Origin of the sequence: Nesterenkonia sp. NBAIMH1 (assembly GCF_007922635.1) — a bacterium.
GTDB classification, from domain to species: Bacteria; Actinomycetota; Actinomycetes; order Actinomycetales; family Micrococcaceae; genus Nesterenkonia; species Nesterenkonia pannonica.
The window spans coordinates 1,328,787-1,353,981 of sequence record NZ_CP042335.1; the positions used below are offsets into that span (position 1 = coordinate 1,328,787).

Sequence of the window (25,195 nt, forward strand, 5' to 3'; positions counted from 1 at the left end):
CGCTTTCTTCTCTCGTTCTGGCACCAAACTGTAAGGACCTACACTGTGAATGCCCTGAGCATGAGGTAAAACTTCCCCCCGGATCCGCCACCGACCCTGGACGCTGCCCGGCTCCGTCGCGTCAGGTGCCTGTGCTCAGGCCGCGTGCTCCGACGCTGACGAGGAGGCCCTGCCGCCCGGCACGGGCTCCAGGCCGGCACGGCGACGCTCCACCAGTCCTTGGTGCGTGGGCGCTGGAGGGGTCGAGGCCGGCCTCTGCTTGGCGAATTCTCTGCGCAGCACCGGGACCACCTGTTCGCCGAGGATGTCGATCTGCTCCAGGACGGTCTTCAGCGGCAGCCCTGCGTGATCGATGAGGAAGAGCTGGCGCTGGTAGTGGCCCGCATACTCGCTGAAGGTCAGCGTCCTCTCGATCACCTCCTCGGGGGTGCCCACTGTCAGGGGGGTGTGCTGCGAGAAGTCCTCCAGGCTGGGGCCTCCGCCGTAGACGGGAGCGTTGTCGAAGTACGGACGGAACTCGCGCACTGCCTGCTCCTTGGTGGGGCGCATGAACACCTGACCGCCCAGACCCACGACGGCTTGGTCGGCAGAGCCGTGCCCGTAGTGCTCGAAGCGCTCGCGGTAGAGGTCGATGAGGCGACCCGTGTGCTCCTTGTTCCAGAAGATGTTGTTGTGGAAGAACCCGTCGCCGTAGTAGGCGGCCTGCTCAGCCATTTCCGGGGAGCGGATCGATCCGTGCCATACGAACGGAGGGGTGTCGTCGAGAGGGCGTGGAGTGGCGGTGAAGCGCTCCAAGGGGGTGCGGTAGCGCCCGCTCCAGTTCACGCTCTCCTCGCGCCACAGCCGGTGCAGCAGCGCGTAGTTCTCCACCGCCAGCGGTATTCCTGCTCGCATATCTTTGCCGAACCAGGGGTACACGGGCCCGGTGTTGCCCCGTCCGAGGGTCAGATCGACGCGTCCGTCGGTGAGGTGCTGCACGTAGGCGTAGTCCTCGGCCAGGCGCACCGGATCGGTCGTGGTGATGAGGGTGGTGGCTGTCGAGAAGAGCAGCCGTTCGGTCTGCGCAGCCAGATGGGCCATCAGAATGGGCGGATTGGCAGGTGCGACGAACGGAGGGTTGTGGTGCTGGCCGATGGCGAAGACATCAAGTCCCACCTCTTCGGCCTTCTTGCCGATGGCGACCATCGATCTGATGCGCTCGTGCTCGCTGGGGGCCCTGCCGGTGGTCGGGTCGGGTGTGACGTCACCGATGGAGAAGATTCCGAACTGCATATGATGCATGATAATTCAAATTTGAATATAATACGATCCCTCTGTGCCCCCAATTGCCGCGGCAGAGGCGGAATCTCAGGGAAGCTCCGCACAGCGGATTATCACCAGGGTGGGGATAACTTGTGGAGAACCTCACTCTCGGTCCACATGGCGTCCGCTTATACACCTCAGAGCGTGCCACAGCAAGGGCCCCCGCTCGACGGCCGCCGCTCGCGAAAAAACTTTTCCCCACAGGCGCTCGGCTGCAAAACCCCAGGTCAGGTCGCCTAATGCCCTCTCCGCTGATATCTATCCACAGCGTTATCCCCAGGTAGTGCACACAACACGCCGCGTACTGCACACATAATCCACAACCCCAGTGGATGGCGCTATTGCCCAGCACCTCTCGGCGGCAATACAGTGTGGACCGTCCCGCATTTGATGGGAGCAGAAGAGGCGCGGATATTGGCTGGATCATCGTCCAGCGTGCATCGGCGCCGTTCGGATCGCCGAGCCACCAGCACTGGGAAGAGGATCAGGCCTTCACGGGCGTGATCCTGCTGGTGCCCTCAGGGGCCCGGCTCGGCGATCCGCCTCACCGCAGGCCCTTCCAAGCGGCCCTCTAACTGGCCACTGGCGCTCAGGAGTGGCGTTCCAGGAAGCTCGCCGTCGCGGCGGGCCAGGTCTGCAGGTCCTCCGGAGTCTCCGCGATGCGAAGCTGGCAGCCCGGTATGGCGCGGTGAAGCTTCTGGGCCGTCGAGACCGGGTGCGTATGGTCATCCGCCCACGCGAAGACCTGAACGGGCGCAGAAATGCTCCGAATGTCCTCCAGGGCGGGGAGGTCGGTCATGGCAGCCCCTCTGAATATCGACGGAAGAAGCTCCTGGCTCACCGCGGGCACCCGCTCCTTCGGGCGGTCCGCCAGAGCCGGTGGAGGAAGCACGTCCTCGCCGACGCGGACGAAGGCGCCGATCCCCTGCTTCTCCACGAGATCGGCCGACGCCCTGTAGGACTCGCCCTGGTGCTCCCGCGTCTCCCAAGCGGTGGGCGGAACCATCAGCGTGAGCGTCCGGAACCGCTCGGGATCACGCAGGGCCGCATACAGCAGTGTGGCACTTCCCATCGACGGGCCTGCCGCATGCACCGCCTGCCCCGGTGCGGCCTGGTCCAGCAGCTTCAGCAGATCATCTGCCAGCTTCGGCCACAGATAGTCGTAGGGCACCGCTCGTCCCGTCGAGGCACCGTGCCCCCTGGCGTCGTACCGGAGCACACGCATGGATCGAGGTAGCCCTGCGGTCATATCCAGTCCGGCCCGGTGCTCCCTCCACGCAGACGACGTCAGTCCGTGCATCTGCACGAACACCGGGGCGTCGGGGTCTTCCGGGCCGGTGAGCTCGTACGCGAGAGCGGCCCCCTGCACGCGGAAAGCGGGCGTTCTGGCGTCTGCCACGGAAGAGATGTCACCTCTTGGTCATCTGTTAAACCGGCGTTCATACAACCGGCGGTTTCGGTTTTCAGCTGGAGCCTAGACTACGCCTCATGCGGCTCACCAATGTCTCCCAGATGGACGTGCAGCCCGGCCGACTGCTCTCCTATCGCCTGCACGTCGAGGACCTCCCGGAGCCGCACGATCAGATGCCGGTCTCCTTCGACCAGGGCAGGCACGTGAGCTTCGGCTCGCGGCCGGGCACCTGGATGGCCGCCTCCTTCCGGCTCCCCGGCGCCGCTTCACGTGAAACGATCGCTGAGGCCTGGCACTGCGTCATCGCGCGCCACAGCACACTTCGGACAGCGTTCAGCCGCGACCCCAGACAGCGGGCATCCGCGCCCGCTGTGCGCCCCAGCGACGTGTGCGGCGGGCCCGACACCGATCTGGTCCTCACTCCGCTGGAGGTGCTCGGGGGCATGTGGGAGCCTCTGGACACTCCGTGGGCAGCGTGGGATCACGAGGAGGACGACAGCCGCGCCGACGCGAACCCTGTTCCGGCAGAGGAAGCCTCAACGATGACCGCGGGAGGAATCCGCGCCGCTCTGCGCGCTCACTTCGACGCCGTCTGCGAACCCTTCGCGCGCCCCTCGCATCGGCTGTGCCTCATTGAGGATCCCGCTGACGGCGGCCACTCGCAGATCGTCATCGGATCCGATCATGCGCATGTCGACGCCTGGAGCCTCCTGGTGCTCATGCGCGACCTCTCCACGGCCATCGAGGACCTCGTCGCCGGGGGTCCCTCCGCGCAGGACAGGCCGGCGCCCGAGTCCTTCGCAGCGCATTCGGCGTCCCTGGAGCAGCGCTCGTGCCCCCCGGAGGATGTGGTGAGCCGCTGGACTGAGATCCTTGAGGCCGGCGGCGGCGCTATGCCCACCTTTCCCCTGGACTTGGGGGATCCCGCCGCCCCAGCGGCCGAGGTGGTGGAGGTCCGGGATGTGTTCGACGCGGAGGAGCTCGCCGCCGTGGAGAGCCACGCGGAGGAGGGCGGCGTGCGGCTCATCGCGGTGGCCGTCTCGGTGATGACGCGGCTGGCCCACGAGCTCGTCGGGGAGCCGCTGCGCGCCGTGTTCCCGGTCCATTCCCGCTATGAGCCGCGCTGGTACGACTCGGTGGGATGGTTCATCACCAACTCCGTCATCGAATCCTCAGACACCAGCTATGAAGCCTGCCGCGCCGCTGTGAAGGAGGCGGTCAGGCTGGGATCGCACCCTCTGGCGCCGATCATGCGGCCCTATGGCGGCATGCCGCAGGACCCTGGGATGTTCGCCATGTCATGGCTTGATCATCGAAAGCTTCCGGTCAACGTCCCGGAAACGCTGCGTCCTCAGCACATTTCGGCGGTGATACGCACCGATGGGGTGATGGTGTGGTTCGTGATCAACGAGTCGGGGATGCACCTGCGGTGCCGGTACCCGGACACGCGTCAGGCGCGGCGAGCCATGCGCACCTGGCTGGCCGGGCTGGTCTACGGTCTGCGCGGCCCTCTGGAGGGGATGCAGAAGCCGGCCGGACGCAGAAGGACCCCGGAGCGGGCCTCATAGGAGAGGGCCTGCTTCGGGGTCCTGCGCCGCAGTGCGACGATGCTTACTTGCCGGCCGGGATCACATTCAGATCCAGGGCGGCCGAAACATCGGCGTGCAGCTTGACCGTTGCGGTGTAGCTGCCGGTGGACTTGATCCGCTCGGGGATCTCCACCGTCCGCTTGTCGATGCTGCCCAGGCCTGCGGCCTCAACAGCCTCGGCGATGTGAGCGGGACCGACGGTGCCGAACAGGCGTCCGGACTCGCCGGTCTTCACCTGGACGCTGACAGGGTTCGCCTGCAGCTTCTGGGCGATCGCCTGAGCCTCTTCGACGGTCGCGATCTCGCGAGCCTGACGTGCTGAGCGGATGCGCTGCACGTCCTTCTCGCCGCCCTTGGACCAGGTCATCGCGTATCCGCGGGGCAGCAGGTAGTTGCGCGCGTAGCCGTCTCGGACCTCGACGACGTCGCCAGCGGCTCCGAGTCCGGTCACTTCCTGAGTCAGGATGAGCTTTGCCATTGGTTATTCCTTCCCTTCCTCAGTCGGACTCAGCCGCGGCCAGCGCCGGCGTAGGGCAGCAGGGCCATCTCGCGGGCGTTCTTGATGGCCTGAGCGATCTTGCGCTGCTCCTGCACGCTCACGCCGGTCACGCGACGAGCGCGAATCTTGCCCCGGTCGGAGATGAACTTCCGCAGCAGAGCGGTGTCCTTGTAGTCGATGTGGGTGATGTCAGCAGCCTTCAGCGGGTTCGCCTTGGGCTTGATGGGCTTCTTGGTGTCAGCCTTGCCAGCCATCGTGGTGCTCCTTTTCCTCGGTGGAGCCCGCAGCCCGGGTGGGCGCGGGATGGTGATTAATCAGGTGTTCGTACGAGCCCGTAGATCAGAACGGAGGCTCGTCGTTGTTCGGGGTGTCCCAGCCGCCTCCGGAGGAGGGCTGGCCGCCCCAGGGGTCGGACTGCTGTCCGCCCTGGCCGCCGCCCCAGCCGCCGGAGCTCTGCTGGCCGCCGTAGGAGTCTCCGCCGAAGCCGCCTCCGGAGGAATTGCCTCCGAAGCCGCCGCCGCCACCGCCGCGGCCGGAGCCGCCGGTGCCGGGCTGGCGGTTCACCTGCATGGTGGCGAAGCGCAGCGAGGGGCCGATCTCATCGACGTCGAGCTCCCAGCTGGTCCGGTTCTCGCCTTCCTTGGTCTGGAAGGACCGAGCCTTCAGACGGCCCTGAGCGACCACACGCGTGCCCTTGGTGAGCGACTCGGCGGCGTTCTCAGCAGCTTCGCGCCAGAGCGAGCAGCGGACGAAGAGAGTCTCGCCGTCCTTGAACTCGTTGGCCTGGCGGTCGAAGTAGCGTGGCGTGGAGGCGATCACGAAGTTGGAGACGGCCGCACCCGAAGGGGTGAAGCGCAGCTCCGGGTCAGCGGTCAGGTTCCCGACGACGGTGATGACTGTTTCATTGGCCATGGTGGCTCCTCAGGGTGATGTATCCGGCGGTCCAGTTGAGTACCCAGCAGCGGAGAGGGGCGAAGATCGTCAGGCGATCTTCATCTCCTCGGGACGGGTGATCTTGGTGCGCATGATGGTCTCGTTCAGACGCAGCAGGCGGTCAAGCTCCTTGGCGATCTCAGGAGTGGAGTTGAAGTCGACGACGGCGTAGACGCCCTCGGTCTTCTTGTCGATCTCGTAGGAGAGCTGGCGACGGCCCCAGACGTCGATCTTGTCCACGGTGCCCTCGTTCTTCTTGACGAGTTCCATGTACTTGCCCAGGGTCGGCTCAACGGTGCGCTCGTCAACCTCGGGGTCGACGATCACCATCAGTTCGTAGTGACGCATGTGTGAACCCACCTCCTTCGGTCTTACGGTGACGGGACTTCCGTCACAGGAGGTTCGATGCGTGTGTGCCCGTGTACGAGCACAACTCAGCTATCTTACGGTATTCGGGCCCCTCGGAAGAAACTGCTGATGGCGTCCCGCAGATGAGCCACGTCCTGGACCCCGCACATCTCCCGCGCAGAGTGCATGCTCAGCAGCGGAATGCCCACGTCCACCGTGCTGATGCCCAGCCGGGTGGCGGTGAGCGGACCGATCGTGGAGCCGCACGGAATGTCGTTGTTCGAGACGAACGGCTGGACCGGCACCCCGGCGTCGCGGCAGACGCGCGTCCACATGGCGGTGCCGCGCGCGTCGGTGGTGTAGCGCTGGTTGGCGTTGATCTTCAGCAGCGGGCCGCCGTTGAGCAGGGGCCGGTTGGCCGGGTCGTGCCGCTCCGGGTAGTTCGGGTGCACGGAGTGCCCGGCATCCGAGCTGACATGCCATGAGGTGTGCATCGCACGCGCCCTCTGGTCTGCGTCGGCGCCGAGGCCCGCGTAGATCCGCTCCAGCACCTCCTCGAGGAATGGGCCCGCGGCACCGGATCGGGAGCCGGAGCCGATCTCCTCATGATCGAACGCGGCCAGCATCGGAATCGCCCCAGAAGGGAGGCGCTCATCGAGCTGCTCGAGCGCGGTGAGCCCGGCGTGGACGGAGGAGAGGTTGTCCAGTCGGCCGGAGGCGAAGAACTCGCCGTGCGCGCCGAAGCGGGCGGGCTCCTGCGCGTCGGCGAAGACGATGTCACACCCGTCGACGTCCTTGGCCCTCATGCCTGCGGATTCGGCCACCAGATCGAGCACGTCGACGGCATCATCGCCGGCGAGCGCGAGCACCGCCTGGGTGTGCTGCTGCTTGCCGAGCTTGAGCCCGTCGTTGACCTGGCGGTCCAGGTGGATCGCCAGCTGGGGGATGCGCGCCACGGGCCCCGTGGCCACGGTGCGTTCGCTGCCGTCGCTGAAGATCATGCGTCCGGCGAGCCGCAGCTCCCGGTCCAGCCACGAGTTCAGCAGCGGCCCTCCGTAGACCTCCGCACCCGCCTGCACCCACCCGTGCCGGGTCAGTGTCGGCTCGGGCTTGAGCTTGAAGCCGGGGGAATCGGTGTGGGCGCCCAGAATCCTCACCGGCGTCGTGGGCCCTGCGTCCTGCGGCACGGCCCACGCGATGACGGCGCCGTCGCGGACCACCGCGCAGCGGCTGCCGGGCTGCACCTCCTTCCAGTCCTGGTCCTCGCGCAGGATCCGGAACCCTGCGGCCCCAAGCCGTCGAACCGTCTCCTCGGCAGCATGGTAGGAGGAGGGCGACGCCGTGACGAACGCTCCCAGGTCGGACACCAGCTCGTCAGTGCTCATCATGTCCGCCAGCCTACTAAGGTCCGAGCAGTCCGGCCTGGTACACGTAGACCACCGCCTGGACACGGTCCCGCAGCTGCAGCTTGGTCAGGATGCGGCGCACATGGGTCTTCACGGTCGCTTCGGAGAGGAAGAGCCGCGCTGCGATCTCCGCATTCGACAGGCCTTCAGCGACGGCGAAGAGAACCTCGGTCTCCCGCTGGGTCAGCGACTCCCGGGGCGTGCCGTCCTGAAGCGCCTGGGCGACGTCCTCCCCGCGCGGCAGGCCAGCTGCAGGATGCCCCGGCGCGTGCTGGGGCGCCGCCTGTGCGGACGGGCCCCGCGTGCCCTCCCCGACGCCCTGCCGGAGATAGACCTCCAGGAGGCGCTGGGTGATCCGGGGGGCGACGACGGCGTCGCCGGCGGCCACGGTGCGCACCGCCTCCACCAGCGCCTCCGGCTCCACATCCTTGAGGAGGAACGCACTGGCGCCGGCCTGGAGCCCGGCGAAGGCGTATTCGTCGAGGTCGAAGGTGGTCAGGATGATCACCTTCGTCTCGGGGTGGCGGCGAACCACCTTGGCTGTCGCCTCAATGCCGTCCATGCGGGGCATCCGCACGTCCATGAGCACCACATCGGGAGCTTCCTCGCCCAAACCCCCGATCAGCTCCAGAGCCTCAGCCCCGTCAGCGGCCTCCCCCACGACCTGCAGGTCGTCCTCGCCTTCGAGGATCAGCCGAAAGCCCATCCTCAGCAGGTGCTGGTCATCGACCAGCGCCACCCTGATGCTCATGCTTCGCTCCTTCTCTGCGGCGGTTCGAGGACCGCTCTGACTTCCCAGCCTCGGTATTTTCCGGGTCCGGCCCAGACCGACCCGCTGTAGAACCCGGCGCGCTCCTGCATCCCGCGGATGCCCATGCCTGAGCCGACTGACGCGTGATGGCCCGCTGGGGCCACTGCCCCGTCGTCGGTGATGGAGAGGACCACCTGAGCCGGACCGCCCAGTCCGAGCGCCTCGGCCTCTTTGCGGCTGTAGCCCTCCTCGGCCAGCTGCTGCCACTCCGCCTCACGGGTGCCGGGGGTGTGCTCCACCGAGACCTCAACATCGGTGACCTGCCGGCCGTAGCGCAGCACATTGGTCAGAGACTCCTGAATGATGCGGTGCACCGTGAGGCCGAACGCGGCGTCCTCGGGCAGCGGCGGACCTGAGGTGCGCACTCTCAGCGGCAGGCCGGCCTGCCGGAATCCTTCGTAGAGCTCCTCGAGGGACTCGTGGACCGGCCGGCGCGATTCGCTGAGCTCCTCGCCCTTGGTCAGCACCCCGATGACCCGACGCATATCGTCCAGAGCGGTGCGGCCCGTCAATGAGAGTTCGCTGAGGACCTCCTCGGCCCGCGCGAAGTCCCGGCGGCCCACCACTTTGGCGCCGTCGGCCAGACTGATCATGACCGACAGCGAGTGGGCGACCACGTCGTGCATCTCGCGTGCGATCCGGTTGCGCTCGGCAGCCTGGGCGAGGCCGTGGGTGCGCTGCGCCCATTCGAGGATCTCCTGCTCGTGCCGCCTGTTCGCGCGGACTGCGGCGCCGATCCCCACCGCAACAGGGGTGAACATGAGTCCGCTGAGAGCCAGGGTGATCAGCGCCTGGGGAAAGTCCACCCCGAAGGCTGGATAGAACTCCTCCATCCACCAGCTCGGCCCGTACGCCCGCTCCCAGGCTCCGTACCTGAGCAGGACGGTATAGGCGACGGCGCAGAGCGGAACGGACAGCATCAGGCCCCGCACCAGTCCCCGGTCCCGGGCGACGCAGTATGCGGCGAACCACAGGGCCACCATCTGGGAGCCGTTCCACGGGTAGATCAGCAGCTGGACGGCCTCCAGGGCGGCGATCCCCAGCAGCACAGTGAGCGGCCTCGTACGGCGGAAGCACAGCAGCATCGCGGTGAGCGCGTAGGCCGCCAGCAGCCACAGGGCGTCGGCCTCCATGTCGACCAGGGCGATCGGAAACGTCCAGAGCGCCATCAGCAGGTAGATCGCGATGACGACGGCGTTCATGCACCCCGGGTGCTTGCGGAACCAGCCCCTCAGGCCGGGGCGGCGAACCAGACCGAGGTCCTCGAACCCGCTGCCGGGTGACGGGCTCGGCCGCTGATTCTCTGGCATGGGCTCAAGTATCAGGCATCGGAGCGCACGAACCTGACCCACCCGGCTGCGGTCGGCAGGGCAGCCCACGCCAGCATCCCCAGCAGCGCCGCCGGACGGCCCAGCTCACGATGCTCGCCGTCGAGACTGACGAATTCGCTCATGAAGTACATGTAGTGCCATTCGGAGAGCGACTGAATCCACTCCGCCTGAGTCACCCCGTACATGACGGCAAGTGCCACCTCCACGACGAAGAGCAGCGCCGCCAGCACCACAATGGCTCCCGCGGAGGAGCGAAGGAGAAGCCCCAGACCGAACCCGAGCGCCGCTGTGACGATCATGGCCAGCCAGCTGGTCCCATAGATGACCGGCACGGTCGCGTCCATGACGATGTCGCCCAGACCGAGCTGCTCGGCGAACAGGGCAGCGACCACGTGGCTCAGCAGCACGATGGCTGCGGCAGCGGCAGCTGTCACGGTCAGCACAGCGCCCAGCTTGGCTGCGGCCAGCATTCCGCGATGCGGAACTGCGGTCAGGGCGGATCGGATCGACCCGGCGGAGTATTCGGTCGTCACCGCTATTGCGGCGAAGGTCCCGAAGAGGATGATCGCGAAGTAGGAGCCCGCCATGGCTCCGTCGGCAACATCGGAGGCGCCGAGCATGCCGGCGTCGGGGGCGGCTCCGCTGAAGCTCCAGGCGACCGCCCCGGCCAGCAGCACGCTGAGCCCGACGGCGATGCCGATGAGCCACCAGGCCGTGCGCAGGGCCAGCAGCTTCCGCACCTCGGCGATGAATGCGCCGGCGAAGGTGACGCCTGGCAGGTCCGGGTCTGGGGCGAAGGGGCGGACCGGCTCCGCCACGCCCCGAGCGGTGCGATGCGTCATGCTGCCTCCCCTGATCGGTATTCGACGTGGTCGCCGGTGAGTCGCATGTATGAGTCCTCCAGGGTGCTGTGCTGCGGTGAGAGCTCATGGAGGACCACGCCGGCCTCCAGAGCGCGGCGACCGATGTCGCGCGGTGAGACTCCGACGACTTCGAACGTCTCCGCATCGAGCGTGGTCACGGCCGCGCTCTGACCGGACAGCGCACTCATGAGAGTCGCTGCGTCCTCAGCCCGCACCAGCGTGCGCTGCTCCGCCCCGTCGCTGATGAAGTCACGCATGGGGGCATCTGCAAGGATCCGCCCGCGCCCCAGCACAATCAGATGATCCGCGGTCTGGGCCACCTCGCTCATCAGGTGGGAGGAGACGAAGACGGTGCGCCCTTCTGCGGCGAGCTGCCGGCAGAGCTGGCGCACCCATCGGACGCCTTCGGGGTCCAGCCCGTTGACCGGCTCGTCCAGGATCAGCGCCGCCGGGTCTCCCAGCAGCGCGGCAGCGATGCCGAGCCTCTGGTTCATTCCCAGCGAGTACTGCTTGATGCGCCTGTGGGCGGCAGGGCCCAGCCCCGTCAGCTCGATGAGCTCCTCCACCCGAGCGGAGGAGATGCGGTGGGTGGCGGCGAGGATCTTCAGGTGGCCTCTGCCCGTGCGGCCAGGGTGCGTGGCACCGGCGTCCAGGACGGCGCCTACGCTGCGGATCGGCGCTGGGTGCCGCGGATACTCCATGCCGCAGACGGTGATCGCTCCTGAGGTCGGCCGGTCCAGGCCCACCGCCATGCGCATGGTGGTGGACTTGCCGGAGCCGTTGGGCCCCAGGAAGCCTGTCACCTGACCGGGCTTGAGAGCGAAGCTGATGCCGTCGACGGCCGTGGTGCTCCCATAGCGCTTGGTGAGGTTCTCCGCTGTAATCACAGAATTCAGCCTAGGTCCGCCCCCGGGATGAGCACATCCCCCTCAGGGAGGATTCATCGGTAGGTCCAGGCGCGCACCGGCGCTTCGACCGGTCCGCGGCGGAACCTCGCGAACCACAGGTGGGAGAGCAGCAGCTGGCTGAGCCACAGCGCCGCGACGATGACTGCGACGCTCGAGGCCTCCAGCTGACCCGCCAAACCCAGGCCGGGTGCGGCGAAGATCAGCACCAGCACGAGCGACTGCATGAGGTAGTTGGTCAGTGACATGCGGCCTGCCGGCGCCAGGATCGTCACGAGCCAGTCGAAGGCTCCGGAGCGGAAGGCCATCAGGAGGAGGACCACATAGCCGAAGGATTGGATGGGGCCGGCGGCGAGCGCCAGCGCCTGACCCATCATGGCCCACGCGCTGCCGTCATAGTCGGGCGTTCCGGGAGCGCCCCAGGCCAGCCAGGAGCCCAGGCCGCTGAGCAGCAGCCCCAGGACCAGGGCCGGAACGGCATAGCCGACGAGGCGCGCGGTGCTGAACTCCCCGGCCAGCAGGCGTTCGATGATGCGCGCCCGGCCCACCACCAGGCCGACCAGGAATGCGGCGAAGGCCAGCGGCCCCTGGGCGAGGAAGATGTTGAAGACCATGACGACCCACGCAATGAGCTGATACAGCAGGTATGTGCCGACCGAGCCCGTGTAGGCCTCCGTCACCTCGTCGGGGGTGACGGGAAGCTCGAACCCGGCGCCCATGGCGTCGGCGCCGGCTGCGCCCTCCAGCATGACCATCAGACCGGCGCTGCCCAGGACGACGGTGATCACCAGTGCGTACAGGCAGGCGGCGATGATGAGGGCCGGCTTCACGGAGATCCGTCGGACCGCCAGAAGCAGCATGCCGAGCACCCCGTACGCCAGGAGGATGTCGCCGAAGAACAGGAAGATCCCGTGGAGCGCGCCCAGGACGATGAGCGCAGCCGAACGTCGCAGGGATCGCCGGACCTCAGAGGCACCGCTCTCCGAGGCCCTCGCCCAGGCGAAGACGAAGCTCAGCCCGAACAGGAAGCTGAAGACCACGTAGGACTTGCCCTCGAAGAGGAGGCTCGAGGCGAAGCGGACCAGCTGGTCGGCCCCGGTGGGCTGTGCAGTGTCCGCATCACCTGTCACGGCGCCGACGATGGTGTCGGGGTGGGCGAAGAACCATACGTTGACGCTGAGGATGCCCAGAAGCGCCAGCGCCCGGAGAGCGTCCACCGCGTGCAGCCGCACCGGGGATGCTGCGTCTCCCGCTGTCCTCTCCTGGGATGCCGGACGGCCGCTGCCGGGCGGGTCGCTCTCAGGTGCTGGGTGTGGGGTGCTCATGACTGGCAACCTACGTCTGACCGGTTCCCGGCGCATCCTCCCCAGGGATGACGACGTCCTCGTCGCCGCGCACACTCAGCTTCTGCACAGCCTCTGAACAGAAAAGGGTCAGGCTGTTCGTATCGAGTACTGATCAGGAGCAGAGAGAGGGAACGGCATGACACGCAGAGGACTGGCCGGCGCAGGACTGGCCGCACTGGGGGCCCTGGTCCTGACGGGGTGCGATCAAGTGCTTGAGGCCGACGCCATCGAGGAGGCTCTCCACAGCGACTACGCGGAGATGGGGTACTCGCAGGACGAATACACCATGACGTGCACGGACGTCGCCGCGGAGGAGGGTGCCTCGGAGGAGTGCACCGTCCACTTCGAGGACCTCGCGGAGACAGACATCTGGGAGATCACCATCGTCGACGTCGATGAGGAGACTGACGAGGTCGAGTATCAGGCCGAGCTGACCGAGACGCGCACGGGAGAGGACGCGGAGTGAGCGCCGGCTAGTGCGCCTCGGCGCGCACCACATCGCGGGATGGCCTGTACGCGTCCCGAACCACCTGCGCGCAGATGTACAGCGTGCTGAGGACGTGCGCAGCCACCGCCACGATGTAGAGGTTCTCGTCGAAGCTGTGCTGCGGCTCGGCATCCCCGACCACGGCGGCCAGATGCATCCAGATGGCCCAGAAGTGCAGCAGCTGCACCGCATGCCAGATGATCAGGTCGCGCATGCGAGGCGCGGCGAGCACTATCAGGGGAGCCAGCCACAGCATGAACTGCGGCGAGTACACCTTGTTCGCGATGCAGAACGCCGCGACGATCAGAAGCAGCAGCTGAGCCATGCGGGGAGGGCAGGGTGCTGTGAGCCCGACGGCGAAGACGCCCCCGCACGCGGTGAGGAAGACGAGGAAGCTCAGCAGTGAGACGGTGTCGGCCGACGGGCCCTGCTCGCTGAGGGTCTGCCATATATGCCACACGCTCGAGTAGCCGGCGCCGCGCTCGGAGGAGAACCCGTAGAACCGGACCCATGAGTCCCAGCTGATCAGCATGGCTGGAACATTCAGCACCGCCCAGGTCGCCGCGCCGGCGACCGCCAGCCTCACCACGCTGGGAATGTCCGGGGCATCCTCGGGGTGAGCGGCCAGGTGCGCATCTCTGCGGAGCCTGCGGCGCACCGCCAGGGTGAAGACGGCGCCCAGCAGAAAGAGCGGGTAGAGCTTGAACGAGGCTCCCACCCCGATCAGCACGCCGGCCGCGGCCCAGTGCCCCCGCTGCGTCAGAAGCACCGCCCCGGCGAGAGCGAGGGCCGGGTAGATGTCCCAGTTGATGCCGATGCCGAAGATGATGGCCGGGGAGAGGGCCACCACGGCGGCGTCCCAGGGCCGGTGCCGTGCGGCGCGCATCGTCACCAGGACCAGGGCCATCCAGCACAGGGCGGCCACGACGAATGTGATGTCCCAGAACAGCAGGCTCGTCCGATGCTCCCAGTAGCCGTCTGTGAGTCCGTCGAGCCCGTGGGTCAGGCCCGCAGCCGTTGAGGCCAGCAGCATCGTCAGCACCGGGTATTCGAAGCTGCTGAGGTCCTCCCGGAAGGGAGCCCAGGCCGATGCGGCGAAGTCGCGTCCCTCCCAGAGCGCGGCCACATCCGAGTAGCAGCCGTGGTGATAGACCTCGACGCCTCCCCAGCCGTGCATGCGGCAGTACTGCATGGACAGGGCCGAGAGCAGGATGCCCACCGTGGTGAGCGCCATCAGTATCCGAGGCAGCGTCCAGAATCCGCCGCGTGCCGCAGCTCGGCGTCCCGCAGGCCCCCCGACCCGATCGGACAGAAGGCGCACCACCGGGTCCGTGCGGGAGGGCGAGGAGTGCTCGGGCATTACAGGTTCTCTTGGGCCCAGCGCTTCAGGAGGGCGACTGCCTCCTGGTGCTCCACAGGGCCGTGCTCCATCCGGTGGTCCAGGAGGAACCGGTATGCCTTGCCGACGGCGGGTCCGGGAGGGATCTCGAGGAGCTCCATGATCTGCTCCCCGTCGAGGTGGGGCCGAATCTTGGAGAGCTCCTCCCTCTCCCGGAGCTCAGCGATCCGCTGCTCGAGGTCGTCGTAGGCGTGCGCGAGCCGGTTGGCCTTCTTCCGGTTCCGCGTCGTCACGTCCGAGCGGGTGAGTCGGTGGAGGCGCTCCAGCTGATCCTCCGCATCGGTGACGTACCGCCGCACCGCAGAGTCGGTCCACTCCTGCTCTCCGTACCCGTAGAACCGCATGTGCAGCTCGACGAGCCGGGTGACGGCCTTGATGCTCTCCTTGTCGAACCGCAGCGCCTGCATGCGCTTGCGCGTCAGCTTGGCTCCCACCACGTCGTGGTGGCGGAAGCTGACCGCTCCTCCGGCTTCGAAGCGGCGGGTCTTGGGCTTGCCGACGTCGTGCATCAGCGCGGCGAACCGCAGGACGAAGTCTGGGCCGGGAACGGGGCCGTCGGGGTCGGTCTCCAGCTCGGCCGCCTGCTCGAGCACCTGCAGGGAGTGCTGGTAGACGTCCTTGTGGCGGTTGTGCTCATCGTCCAGGCGCTTCAGCGCGGGAATCTCCGGCAGCATGATGTCCGCCAGCCCGGTGTCGACCATCAGGTCGATGCCGGCACGGGGGGATTCGCCGCTGATCAGCTTGACCAGCTCCACTTGGATGCGTTCGGCGGAGACGATCTCCAGCCGCTCCGCCATCTGCGTCATGGCCTCACGCACCTCGGGGGCGACGTCGAGGCTCAGCTGGGAGGCGAAGCGCGCAGCCCGCATCATGCGCAGAGGGTCGTCCGAGAACGACTCCTCGGGAGTGGCGGGGGTGCGCAGCTGCCGGCCGACCAGGTCGCGGACACCTCCATGGGGATCCACGAGCTCCAGGGACGGCAGCCGCAGCGCCATGGCGTTGACGGTGAAGTCTCGCCGGACCAGATCGTCGCCCAGGTCTTTGCCGAAGCGGACCTCAGGCTTGCGTGAGGCCGCGTCATAGGCCTCCGCACGGTACGTGGTGACCTCGAGCTGGTGATCGCCGTCGCTGTCTGCCCTGCGCAGGCCGATCGTCCCGAAGTCCCGTCCGATCTCCCAGACGGCGTCAGCCCAGGGCCGCACGACGCCGAGGATCTGGTCCGGGTCGGCATCGGTGGTGAAATCCAGGTCGGGCGACACTCGTCCCAGGAAGAGGTCGCGCACCGGCCCTCCGACCAGCGCCAGCTCGAAGCCTGCGGACTCGAAGCGTTCGCCGAGCTCAACAACAACGTCCGGAAGGCGCGCGCCATCCGGGAACCCGTGGGGAAGATCAACCATGATGCAGGACAGTCTGGCACAACGCCTGCAGACCCACGGGCGCGAATCGCGGCGTGCGAAGCCCGGGGTTCAGGTAACTATCAGCAGGTCGTTGAGCTCACTGGGCTCAGCCTCCACTTCCGCGACTGTTCGGTCCAGAACGACCCGCCCTTTGGACATTCCGACGATGCGGTCACAGTGCTCCAGGGGCAGCGCAGGGCTCTGTTCCACGATGACGACGGAGACCCCTGTCTCGCATAGCTGCCGGAAGGCCAGCAGCGCGGCCCGCGAGATCGATGGCTGCAAGCCTTGCGAGAATTCGTCGATGACGACCATGCGGCTGCCCTGAAGGATGGCTCTCGCGATGCCGACCTGCTGCTTCTGCCCGCCTGAGAGGCTTCCCGCCTGCTGGGATGCTCGTTCGTTCAGGAGCGGAAACAGCTCCGTGACATCCACCGGGGGTGTGTAGTCCTTACGCCGGGCCAACCGCAGATTCTCCTCTACGGTCAGGGTGGAGAAGACTCCCCTGTCATCAGGCATGAAGCTGAACCCGCGTCGTGCCAACAGCTCCGGGCGGCCGGGACGCACCCACTGATCCTCTGCCATGACGTCTCCGGATGTGATGCGGCAGAGGCCGAATATGCTTTTCAGCAGTGTCGACTTGCCTACACCGTTGCGTCCCAGCACGGCTGTCATTTCGCCGGCCCGCAGATGCAGATTCAGGCCATGGATGACTGTGGCGTCGCGATAGCCGGCGACCAGGTCCGTTACGTTCAGCACTGTCATGCTCCTAGATATGCGCGGCGCACGTCCGCGTTGTCGGAGACCTCGTCCATGCTCCCGTCCACCAGGAGCGAGCCGTTGGCGAGCACAATGACTCGGTCGGCCAGTTCTCGTACGATTTCCATGTCGTGCTCGACAGTCACCAGGGTGCAGCCGTTCTGCTCGGCCACCTCTCGCAGCCGCTGAGCCAGGCCGATGGACTCCTCGTGGGAGAGACCGGCGGCGGGCTCGTCCAGAAGAATGACCTGCGGTCCCCATGCCAGCACCATGGCGAGTTCGAGCGCCCTACGGTCCGCCAGGGGAAGATCCGCGGCCAGGATCGACTCGTCCTCCACGAATCGTTGGTAGGCCACGGGCATGGGCACGGTCCAGTTCGCTTCGGACTGCGCAATCTGAATGTTCTGCGCAGGGGTGAGGTCCGCGAAGACGCTGGGAATCTGAAACACCTTGCCCAGACCAAGCCTGGCGCGCCGGTGAATAGACCATCGGGAAATGTCCTGGCCGAAGTATCGGGTGGTACCCCTGCTTGCCGGCAGGTTCCCGGCCATGATGTTGAGCAGAGTCGTCTTCCCAGCGCCGTTTGGACCGATGAGGCATACAACCTCTCCATCGGTGACATCCATGGTGACCTCATCGATCACACGAGAGGCCCCGAAGGATTTCTCGACGCTTTCGAGCGACAGCGCCGCGCGACCGCTGCCTCCGGCACTCTGATGCTGCGTCGGAGGCTCAGGAGCCCTCAGCAGGGCACCGAGTGCGGCGGTCTCTGACAGTGGCCGCCTCGTGAGCAGCCGCATAGACCCGACCAGTCCCGACGGAGCGAACCGGACGACCAGAATGAACACGATGCCCAGCACAAGCAGGTACCAGCTGCCGATGGCATCGCCGAGATAGCGCTCCCCGATGCTGATCAGTCCTGCCCCGAGAAATGCGCCTGCAATGCTGCCCCTGCCGCCCACGGCCAGCCAGACCAACACCTGGGTAGACAGCATGATCCCTGCCGCACTGGGAGACACCAGACCCATCACGGGCGCTGCCAGCGCCCCTGCGATGGCAGCGACTGCGGCGCTGAGGCAGAACGAGATCACTTTCGTCTGGCGGGGGTCGATGCCCAGGTGGGCGGCACGGATTTCGTTGGACTGCACGGCCCGGAACCTGCGTCCCCATTGGCCGCGGATCACGAAGAACCATACACAGATCACCACAACGAAAACGACTGCGGCAGTGCGATAAAAATCGGGAACGACTCCGCTGCTCGCAACGAAGATGCCGTTGCTCCCCCCGGTGGTGCCCCGCCAGGAAAGTGCTACTTGCTGGGCGAGCAGGGTGGCCGCCAAGGTAAGGATGGCCATCGTCGAGGGCAGAGTCTTCGACCCCAGTCCTATCCGCCCGATGGCCAGAGCCACCAGTACTGAGATCGCGATCCCCGCGAGCGCCCCAAGGAGCATGTGCTGATCATTGTCCGTCGCGATCGCTACCCCGTAGGCGCCGATGCCGAAGAAAGCAGCATGACCGATGCTGACCACTCCGGCCCGTCCCCAGGTGAGGTCCAGACCGAAGGCGAAGAGCCCATAGGCCAAGGCCAGTGTGAGCAGGGCCAGCGGATAAGGCGTCAGTGCAAACGGGGTGGCCGCTATGCCCACGGCGACAGTTGCGATAGTCAGGATGTGCCCGCGTCGGATGCGTCCGGCGAAGCGAGCTGAACTCATGAGCAGTCTCGATCGATCCAGGTGTCCTCGACGACACCGTAGTCTTCGATCGGCTCATACGCTCCGTCCTCGCCGATCTCCAGCAGACGCATATGACTGCTGAAGGTGTGGTTCTCCGCATCGAAGCTTCCTGAGCCGATGAGGCCGGAATATTCAACCTCGGGCATCTGGGCGCTTATGGCCTCCGCGTCTGTGCTGCCTGCAGCCTCCACTGCTTCTGCGATGTAGTGGGCCGCGTGATACGAAGTGGCGGCAACCACCGGAATCGGGTCTTCGAAGTCGAACTCGTCTCGATAAGCCTCTACGAAGGCTGCGTTCTCCTCAGAGTCGACCTGATCGGAGTAAGGCTGCGCCGTCACTTCCCCCGCAATGATGTCGGCTGTTGCAGGGAAGAACTCCTGCTGCATAGAGGTTCCTGTGATGCCGACGTCGTCGAGAAGTCCGAACTGGTCGGCTTGCTGGGTGAAGGAGATGGCATCGCCGCCTACCACGGCCGTGAGCACCCAGTCGGGATCAGCGCTGGAAATCTGATTGATCACCGGTTGCCAGTCCGAAGTTCCCATCGATGAGTACTCCTCGACGACCACTTCGCCTCCAGCCTCCTCGATGATGTCCGCAGCCACCTCGTGATACTGACGAGGGAAAAGATAGTCGTTGCCCACCAGGGCCACGGACTCGCCGTATTCCTCCATCATGTGCGGAATGAGATCTTCGACCGCCGTCTGCTCAGTCGCGCCGAAGGGCCAGAAGTGCGGACTGCAGTGGGGGATGGATCCCACAATGGAGGTGGAGAACGGAACCTCAGCGCTCTCGGCCACCCCTGCGGCGGCCTCGGAGGTGTCGCCGGCCACTGTGCCGAAGATGTAGTCGACCTCGTCCTGCTGGATTAGCTGCTGAGCGGCCTGCGTAGATTGCGCCGCGTCGCCCTGGTCATCGACGTAGACCAGCTCGATATCGTTGCCGAGCAGACCCTCATCAGCGTTGATCTCATCGACCGCGAGGGTGAAGCCATCGCTCAGGGCGTTGCCCTCCAGGGAGGCATTCCCGGTCAGCGGGGCGACAATGCCCACGGTGAACACCTCGTTGGGCTCGCCGTCGGCCGAACCGTCGTCATCACCTCCGCCCATAGACCCGCCGCAGGCGGTCAGGCCCAGCGCTGCGATCAGTGGGGAGGCCAGCAGTGAGCTGTGCCTCATGCCGCGGCTTCGGTGCGAGTTTTCTGCTCCATGTGGGGATCCTCCAGTTCAGGCCCTGTGGGCGAATAGCGATCAGAATGATGAGTGCGAGGAAGAAGATGAGGCTGGCGATCGTCTCGGAAAAGGTCATTCGCAGCGCAGTCTGCAGGAGCGCCACCAGGAAGGCTCCAAAGACCGGACCCGCCAGGGAGCCGGGCTTTCCGACCAGGACTGCAAAGAATGCAGGAGCTAGAAAGCTCAGTCCCACTTCCGGAGTGATCCCCAGCATGGGGCTCTGCAGCGCACCTGCCAGCACGGCGAGGCTGATTCCCAGGCAGAACGTGCTGGTAATCATGAGGGTCGGGGAGATGCCCAACAGGGAAGCCATCTCACGGTTGTCGATCGACGCTCGAAGTCTGAGGCCTAGATCGGTTCGGTATATAACCAGCAGTCCGAGCGCGATCACCAGCACCGCAACGCCTGTAGCCACCAGACGATAGGTCGGGTACTGGACTCCGAGAATATTCAAACTGCCGGTGATGGGAGCTGCGACTGATCGAGGCGTGGTGCCGAAGATCGCCTCGGCTCCTTGCCGAAGAACGATACCGACGCCCCACATCGCCAGCAGAGTGGCCAACAGTCCACGGGCATAGAGCTTCGTGAGCAATACCGCTCGGCGAGCACCGCAAGAACGATCGCCACGAGGATGGCCACCAGCACGCGAATCACGAATGGCAGCGGAGCCAAGGCGACCACAGTGAAGGCTCCAACCATGGCGAACTCTCCGTGGGCAACGTTGACCACTCCCAGCTGCCCGAAGATCAAACCCAGGCCCCAGGCAAGCAGGGCGTAGAAGCCGAAGAGAGTCAGAACGGAGAGCGAGAAGACGACCATCATCTCCACAGTCCGGCCCTCCTTCCTGACTCATGGCCCCTGATGCTCATGCCTGCGCACCCGCACTTGCCGTCTGTCCGGGCTTCTTCAGGGCCGGCAACGCCTGGGCCTGCAGAGAAAGACAGATCTCCACGAGGGCACGATCCCGGCCGAAGGCTGATATCAGCGAGACTCCCAACGGCATTCCGCTCTCCGGTCCGACACCAACCGGGAGAGTGGCTGCAGGGAAGCCGGTGTAGTTCCAAAGAGCCGTGAACAGCGTCATGGGGTCTTCGCCCCCAATCTGCTGGTCCGGGTCGTAGCCATGTCCTCTCTTGGGCGCGACGATTGCCTGAGTCGGCTCTAGCACGGCGTCAATGCGGTTCTCCTGAAACCACGTATCCCATGCCTTTGTGACTCTGATCCGGTCCCGCTGGGCGCCCAGGTAGTCCTGAGCGGTAATAGGGGCAGAGCCGAAGGCGAGGAAATCTCTAGTGCTCCCGCGATATTGGGTTTCCTGTTCGGCAAACTGCCGGTGGAAGTCCCTCGACTCGGCCAAGAGGATCGTGTCGTAGGCAGCCTTGTCCATGTCACGAGGCTGTGGGAGCTCAACGATCTCACCCCCCAGTGCTTCACAGGCCGCGCGTGCCTGTTCCAGCGCCTCAACTATCTCTCTTTCGACAATGTCGCCCATGTTGCGACCCGTCAGAGCTATGCGCACACCCTTGAGCGGTGTGGGAACGTTGAGCGCCCTGGTGGGAAGCTCCTCCAGACGGGCTGCACTGTGCAGACCGAAGGGCGAAGAGGTCCGAGGTGCGTCTCGCAGGCTATTGAGGGCGACAGCGCAGTCGGCGATAGTCGGCGCCAGTGGCCCGGCATGGTCGAGAGTGTAGGAAAGCGGAATGATTCCGTCGGTGGGCAGCACCGAGATAGAGGGCTTGAAGCCCGAAACGCCGCACAGGGAAGCAGGAATACGGATGGACCCTGCCGTGTCCGTCCCCAGAGTCAAGGGAACCTGTCCGGAGGCTACCGCCGCAGCTGAGCCGCCGCTGGATCCCCCCGCGGAGCGGCTCAAGTCCCAGGGGTTTCCTACCTGGTGAGTAGAACCACCTGCAGCGAACTCATGGGTATGTGTATGCCCAATGACGACTGCCCCTTGCGTTTCTAAGTGGCGTGTCAGCGCTGAGGACTCATCCGCGATGTTCCCCTCGAGCACGGCGCTGGAGGCTGTCAGTGGAAGGCCTTCCACGGCGTACAGGTCCTTAATGCCGATCGGAACGCCGCAAAGCAGAGGCGCGTCGTCGCCTTCCTGCGCCAGGCGCATGTCGGCCTCCTGGGCGGCCGCGCGGGCTCGCTCAGGGTAGAGACGCACCCACGCATTGATTGCACCTTCAGTGCCGTCGAAACTCGGAGCTGGTCCATTCACCTGGTCAATGCGGTCCAGTGCTGCGCCCACCAGGTCGGCAGAAGTCACCTTGCCCGTCCGCAGACTCTCAATCGTGCTCAGCAGCGATAGCTGAGAAGATTCTGTGCTGTCCATGTGCACAGACTGCCAATGTCCAGACGAAAAGACTTGAAAGTGAGATCAACTCAGAAGGAGGTTCTCGCTTTTAACTTTCCTGAGACGACCATGTCATGCACTAAGGCTTCGGCATCCACGGCACCGGTGCAGAATCCGCCGACCACCATCGTGAGCATTTGGAGTCGTCGTTCACCGTTGCGCACGGACCCCGCCATGTCGATGGCGTCGCGGGGATGTGCGGAGCGGCGAATCGCTCCCTCCCTCTGGCACCTGACCCACATATCGGTGAACGGTGTCTCGAAGGCCCGTCGGATCGGACGGATCGGCTCCGGCGACCAGCCGATCTTCACACCGACGATATCGATGAACTGGTTGTCTGCATTGATCATCCGCGTGAAGAAGTCCAGGGTTCGTATGATGTCTTCGAGGCTCGAACCCCCCATCTGTGCACCCTGTCGCGCCGTCTGCTCCATCTGCATCCAGCGGACGATGGAGACCTCGTCGATGAGGGTGTCCTTGTTCTCGAAGTGGCGATACAAGGTGGCAGTGCCTACTCCCGCCTTGCAGGCGATCTCTTTTGCCGTGACCGCCGCCCTCCCCTGTTCACTGATGACATCTCTGACCGCACGGACCAGACGCATCTTGTTGTTCGCTGCATCTACTCGCATCGTTGGGCCTCATCCTTGGACTGAGAATTCCTAGACGGCATATGCTATGTGACATATGTCACTCGTACTCGCTCAAGAGTAGTACAGGCAGATTTCTTCGCCATTACGTCACCTCTCCCCGGAGGGGCAATCCTGGTGAAACCGCTCACGGTTAAAGTAGAGAGCATGACTACGGCCGACTCGGGAGATGAAGGGCAGACGCCCCTGACTGTCTCGATGGGCGCACGCCGGGCTGCATCCCATCAGCAGCGGCCCCCGCGGGCCCGCCAGTCCGGTCAGATGCCCACGGTCGAGGAGGTCAGCGCAGGCGGTGTGATCATCCGCCCGGCCGCCCACGGATTCGAAGCTGCCATCATCGCCCGCTACAACCGGGGAGGACGTCTGGAATGGTGCCTCCCCAAGGGCCACCCTGAGGGTGCGGAGGACCACCGCGAGGCTGCTCTGCGGGAGGTCGCTGAGGAGACGGGCATCGAAGGGTCGATCCTGACCTCGTTGGGATCCATCGAGTACTGGTTCACCGTTCCCACCCACCGGGTGCACAAGACGGTCCACCACTACCTCATGGAGGCGATCGGCGGGGAGCTCACGATCGAGAAGGACCCGGACCATGAGGCCGTGGATGTGGCCTGGGTGAACCTCGAGCAGCTGGACCGGCGCCTGTCCTTCCCGAACGAGCGACGCATTGTGGCCGCGGCCAAGCAGGTCATCAGCGACATCGTCTGAGTGGCCTATAGTCGGCTCCGATGAGCCAACCTTCCCCTCCCGCCCATGTTCCCAAGAATGGTGTGGCCGCGGCCTCGACCATCATGGCCGCCGGCACCATGGTCTCGCGCGTTCTGGGGTTCGTGCGGAGCATGCTGCTGGCGGTGGCGATCGGCGGCACCACGCTGATCGTCGACGTCTTCGAACGCGCCAACACCATCCCCAACTCGGTGTATCTGCTGCTGGTGGGCGGCATGTTCAACATGGTGCTGGTCCCTCAGCTGATCAAGGCGGCCAAGAAGCCTGACCAGGGTGCCGACTACACCTCCCGACTGCTCACGCTGAGCCTGGTGGTGATGTTCGTCTCCACGGCTGTGCTCACGGTCTGCGCGTATCCGATCCTGAGGCTGCTCACCCTCGGCTGGAGCGAGCCCATGCTCGCACTGGGCACATCCTTCGCCCTGTGGACCCTGCCGCAGGTCTTCTTCTACGGGGTCTATGCCGTGATCGGGCAGATCCTCAACGCGAACGCCAAGTTCGGCTGGTACATGTGGGCGCCGGTGCTGAACAACATCGTCGCCATCACCATGCTCATCAGCTACATCGTCGCGTTCGGACAGTACAGCGGCGAAGAGGAGCAGCTGGCGGAGTGGACGACGACCCAGACCGTCATCCTCGCCGGGGGCCACACGTTGGGCATCGCCGCTCAGGCGGCCCTGCTGATCTGGCCGCTGAGCAGACTCGGCCTGAAGCTGCGCCCCCGGTTCGGCGTCCGCGGCATGGGGCTCGGCGCCACCGGCCGAATCGCCGCCTGGACGCTGCTGACGATGACGATCGGGAACGTCTCCAACATCGTCCACATCCGTCTCATCTCAGGCGCGACGGCAGCCCGTGAGGAGATGGGCCAGGACGGGGCGTCGGTGCCCGGCGAGTATGCCGCGAACATCGCGGAGCTGATCGTGCTCCTGCCGCACTCGGTGTTCGTCCTGTCGATCGCGACGGTGCTGTTCAACCAGATGTCGGACGCGATGGGCGAAGGGCGGGTCAGTGAGGCCCGGGAGGTGATGAACCGGGGTCTGCGAATCTTCGCCATACCCATCATGTTCTCCACCATCGCCTTCCTCGTCCTCGCAGGCGTGCTGGGGCGTCTGTTCTCAGGCGCCGCCGCCGACTCCGAGATGGCGGCGGCCGCCATCGGCCAGCTGCTGATCCTCTTCGCCGTGGCGCTGCCGTTCCGGTCGGCCTCGCTGTACATGATGCGGACCTTCTACGCCGCCGAGGACCCCAAAACGCCCCTGAAGGTGACGCTCATCACGATGGGCTTCGGGCAGGTGACCGCGCATGCGGCCCTGCTCGTGGTCCCCTACGAGCTCATGCCCTTCGTCGTCGTCGCCGTGTGGGGCATCATGAACGTGATGCGCTACGTGTGCTTCCATGTCCTGGCAGCCCGACGCTGGGGCAGCTTCGGGCTGCCGAGCATCATCACCGCCTATGTGCGGTCAGGATGGGCTGCGGCGGCCGCCGGCCTGGCGGGCGGCCTGATCGCCTGGGGGATGGGTGGTTACACCTTCGGATTCGCCTACAGCAGCATCATGACTGCTGCGCTGACGAGCGCTCTGGCGGGCACAGCGATGGCCGTGGTGTACATCGCGGTGCTTCGGGCCCTGCGAGTGCGGGAGTTCGAGGAGTTCATGGAGCCCATTGGGCGCCGCGTGCCGGCAGCTCGCCGCCTGGTTCGCCTCTGATCGAGCAGGAGA

Annotated in this window: 25 protein-coding genes; 4 read left to right on the forward strand and 21 right to left on the reverse strand. The window is 65.8% G+C overall.

Annotated features, from left to right (window positions below; translation table 11 throughout):
- Window positions 1-135: 135 nt before the first annotated feature.
- Together FS388_RS06245 and FS388_RS06250 are read right to left on the reverse strand one after the other, a co-directional pair.
- A complete protein-coding gene (locus FS388_RS06245; RefSeq protein WP_146340637.1) occupies window positions 136-1,272 on the reverse strand; it encodes a CE1758 family FMN-dependent luciferase-like monooxygenase in 1,137 nt (378 codons plus the stop codon).
- A gap of 619 nt (window positions 1,273-1,891) precedes the next feature.
- A complete protein-coding gene (locus FS388_RS06250; RefSeq protein ID WP_246836325.1) occupies window positions 1,892-2,701 on the reverse strand; it encodes an alpha/beta fold hydrolase in 810 nt (269 codons plus the stop codon).
- An 89-nt stretch (window positions 2,702-2,790) separates the two neighbouring features.
- Here FS388_RS06250 and FS388_RS06255 point away from each other — a divergent pair, with 89 nt between their 5' ends.
- Window positions 2,791-4,281: a peptide synthetase gene (locus tag FS388_RS06255; RefSeq protein ID WP_146340638.1), complete on the forward strand. Its 1,491-nt coding sequence runs from the start codon at window positions 2,791-2,793 to the stop codon at window positions 4,279-4,281.
- Window positions 4,282-4,324: 43 nt separating this feature from the next.
- Here FS388_RS06255 and rplI read toward each other — a convergent pair whose 3' ends face one another.
- The 10 genes from rplI to FS388_RS06305 form a co-directional block, all read right to left on the reverse strand.
- Window positions 4,325-4,780 carry a 50S ribosomal protein L9 gene (gene rplI / locus FS388_RS06260; protein ID WP_146340639.1) on the reverse strand — a complete coding sequence of 152 codons (456 nt, stop codon included), beginning with the start codon at window positions 4,778-4,780 and terminating at the stop codon, window positions 4,325-4,327.
- A 29-nt stretch (window positions 4,781-4,809) separates the two neighbouring features.
- Window positions 4,810-5,055 (reverse strand): 30S ribosomal protein S18, encoded by a 246-nt coding sequence (gene rpsR / locus FS388_RS06265; protein WP_146340640.1) that lies wholly within the window; start codon window positions 5,053-5,055, stop codon window positions 4,810-4,812.
- An 85-nt stretch (window positions 5,056-5,140) separates the two neighbouring features.
- The gene (locus FS388_RS06270) at window positions 5,141-5,713 is read right to left on the reverse strand and encodes a single-stranded DNA-binding protein (protein WP_146340641.1); all 573 of its coding nucleotides are present in this window, start codon (window positions 5,711-5,713) and stop codon (window positions 5,141-5,143) included.
- 69 nt (window positions 5,714-5,782) lie between these two features.
- Window positions 5,783-6,082 carry a 30S ribosomal protein S6 gene (gene rpsF / locus FS388_RS06275; RefSeq protein WP_146340642.1) on the reverse strand — a complete coding sequence of 100 codons (300 nt, stop codon included), beginning with the start codon at window positions 6,080-6,082 and terminating at the stop codon, window positions 5,783-5,785.
- A gap of 95 nt (window positions 6,083-6,177) precedes the next feature.
- Window positions 6,178-7,467, reverse strand: coding sequence for a M18 family aminopeptidase (locus FS388_RS06280; protein WP_146341901.1), 1,290 nt, complete (start codon window positions 7,465-7,467; stop codon window positions 6,178-6,180).
- 16 nt (window positions 7,468-7,483) lie between these two features.
- Entirely contained in the window at window positions 7,484-8,239 is a 756-nt protein-coding gene (locus FS388_RS06285; RefSeq protein ID WP_146340643.1) for a response regulator transcription factor, read from the reverse strand.
- Window positions 8,236-9,609, reverse strand: coding sequence for a sensor histidine kinase (locus FS388_RS06290; protein ID WP_146340644.1), 1,374 nt, complete (start codon window positions 9,607-9,609; stop codon window positions 8,236-8,238). Before FS388_RS06290 ends, FS388_RS06285 begins: the two co-directional genes overlap by 4 nt.
- A gap of 11 nt (window positions 9,610-9,620) precedes the next feature.
- The gene (locus FS388_RS06295; RefSeq protein ID WP_146340645.1) at window positions 9,621-10,472 is read right to left on the reverse strand and encodes an ABC transporter permease subunit; all 852 of its coding nucleotides are present in this window, start codon (window positions 10,470-10,472) and stop codon (window positions 9,621-9,623) included.
- Window positions 10,469-11,380: an ABC transporter ATP-binding protein gene (locus tag FS388_RS06300; protein ID WP_146340646.1), complete on the reverse strand. Its 912-nt coding sequence runs from the start codon at window positions 11,378-11,380 to the stop codon at window positions 10,469-10,471. The genes FS388_RS06295 and FS388_RS06300 overlap by 4 nt, the downstream gene beginning before the upstream one ends.
- Before the next feature lie 53 nt (window positions 11,381-11,433).
- Complete coding sequence (locus FS388_RS06305; protein WP_168198626.1) at window positions 11,434-12,723, reverse strand: DUF418 domain-containing protein; 1,290 nt, start codon at window positions 12,721-12,723, stop codon at window positions 11,434-11,436.
- Window positions 12,724-12,880: 157 nt separating this feature from the next.
- Between FS388_RS06305 and FS388_RS06310 the strand changes: the two genes are divergently transcribed.
- A complete protein-coding gene (locus FS388_RS06310) occupies window positions 12,881-13,210 on the forward strand; it encodes a hypothetical protein (RefSeq protein ID WP_146340648.1) in 330 nt (109 codons plus the stop codon).
- A gap of 7 nt (window positions 13,211-13,217) precedes the next feature.
- On the opposite strand, the gene FS388_RS06315 is transcribed toward FS388_RS06310, so the two are convergent.
- From FS388_RS06315 to FS388_RS06350, 9 genes are all read right to left on the reverse strand, one after another.
- A complete protein-coding gene (locus FS388_RS06315) occupies window positions 13,218-14,591 on the reverse strand; it encodes a glycosyltransferase family 87 protein (RefSeq protein WP_146340649.1) in 1,374 nt (457 codons plus the stop codon).
- On the reverse strand, window positions 14,591-16,027 hold the full coding sequence (locus tag FS388_RS06320; RefSeq protein ID WP_146340650.1) for a CCA tRNA nucleotidyltransferase: 1,437 nt from the start codon (window positions 16,025-16,027) through the stop codon (window positions 14,591-14,593). Before FS388_RS06320 ends, FS388_RS06315 begins: the two co-directional genes overlap by 1 nt.
- A 69-nt stretch (window positions 16,028-16,096) precedes the next feature.
- Window positions 16,097-16,786, reverse strand: a complete 690-nt coding sequence (locus tag FS388_RS06325; protein WP_168198627.1) for an ABC transporter ATP-binding protein — start codon at window positions 16,784-16,786, stop codon at window positions 16,097-16,099.
- A 2-nt stretch (window positions 16,787-16,788) separates the two neighbouring features.
- On the reverse strand, window positions 16,789-18,498 hold the full coding sequence (locus tag FS388_RS06330) for an ATP-binding cassette domain-containing protein (protein WP_146340652.1): 1,710 nt from the start codon (window positions 18,496-18,498) through the stop codon (window positions 16,789-16,791).
- Complete coding sequence (locus FS388_RS06335) at window positions 18,495-19,694, reverse strand: ABC transporter substrate-binding protein (protein ID WP_146340653.1); 1,200 nt, start codon at window positions 19,692-19,694, stop codon at window positions 18,495-18,497. Before FS388_RS06335 ends, FS388_RS06330 begins: the two co-directional genes overlap by 4 nt.
- Complete coding sequence (locus FS388_RS06340; protein ID WP_246836132.1) at window positions 19,612-20,292, reverse strand: branched-chain amino acid ABC transporter permease; 681 nt, start codon at window positions 20,290-20,292, stop codon at window positions 19,612-19,614. Before FS388_RS06340 ends, FS388_RS06335 begins: the two co-directional genes overlap by 83 nt.
- Window positions 20,199-20,570, reverse strand: coding sequence for a hypothetical protein (locus FS388_RS13045; RefSeq protein WP_246836343.1), 372 nt, complete (start codon window positions 20,568-20,570; stop codon window positions 20,199-20,201). Before FS388_RS13045 ends, FS388_RS06340 begins: the two co-directional genes overlap by 94 nt.
- 43 nt (window positions 20,571-20,613) lie before the next feature.
- The gene (locus FS388_RS06345) at window positions 20,614-22,086 is read right to left on the reverse strand and encodes an amidase (RefSeq protein ID WP_146340655.1); all 1,473 of its coding nucleotides are present in this window, start codon (window positions 22,084-22,086) and stop codon (window positions 20,614-20,616) included.
- A 50-nt stretch (window positions 22,087-22,136) separates the two neighbouring features.
- Window positions 22,137-22,736, reverse strand: a complete 600-nt coding sequence (locus tag FS388_RS06350; RefSeq protein WP_146340656.1) for a TetR/AcrR family transcriptional regulator — start codon at window positions 22,734-22,736, stop codon at window positions 22,137-22,139.
- A gap of 279 nt (window positions 22,737-23,015) precedes the next feature.
- Between FS388_RS06350 and FS388_RS06355 the strand changes: the two genes are divergently transcribed.
- Together FS388_RS06355 and murJ are read left to right on the forward strand one after the other, a co-directional pair.
- Window positions 23,016-23,459: an NUDIX hydrolase gene (locus FS388_RS06355; RefSeq protein WP_246836344.1), complete on the forward strand. Its 444-nt coding sequence runs from the start codon at window positions 23,016-23,018 to the stop codon at window positions 23,457-23,459.
- A 20-nt stretch (window positions 23,460-23,479) separates the two neighbouring features.
- Window positions 23,480-25,183, forward strand: a complete 1,704-nt coding sequence (murJ, locus tag FS388_RS06360) for a murein biosynthesis integral membrane protein MurJ (RefSeq protein WP_146340657.1) — start codon at window positions 23,480-23,482, stop codon at window positions 25,181-25,183.
- Window positions 25,184-25,195 lie beyond the last annotated feature (12 nt).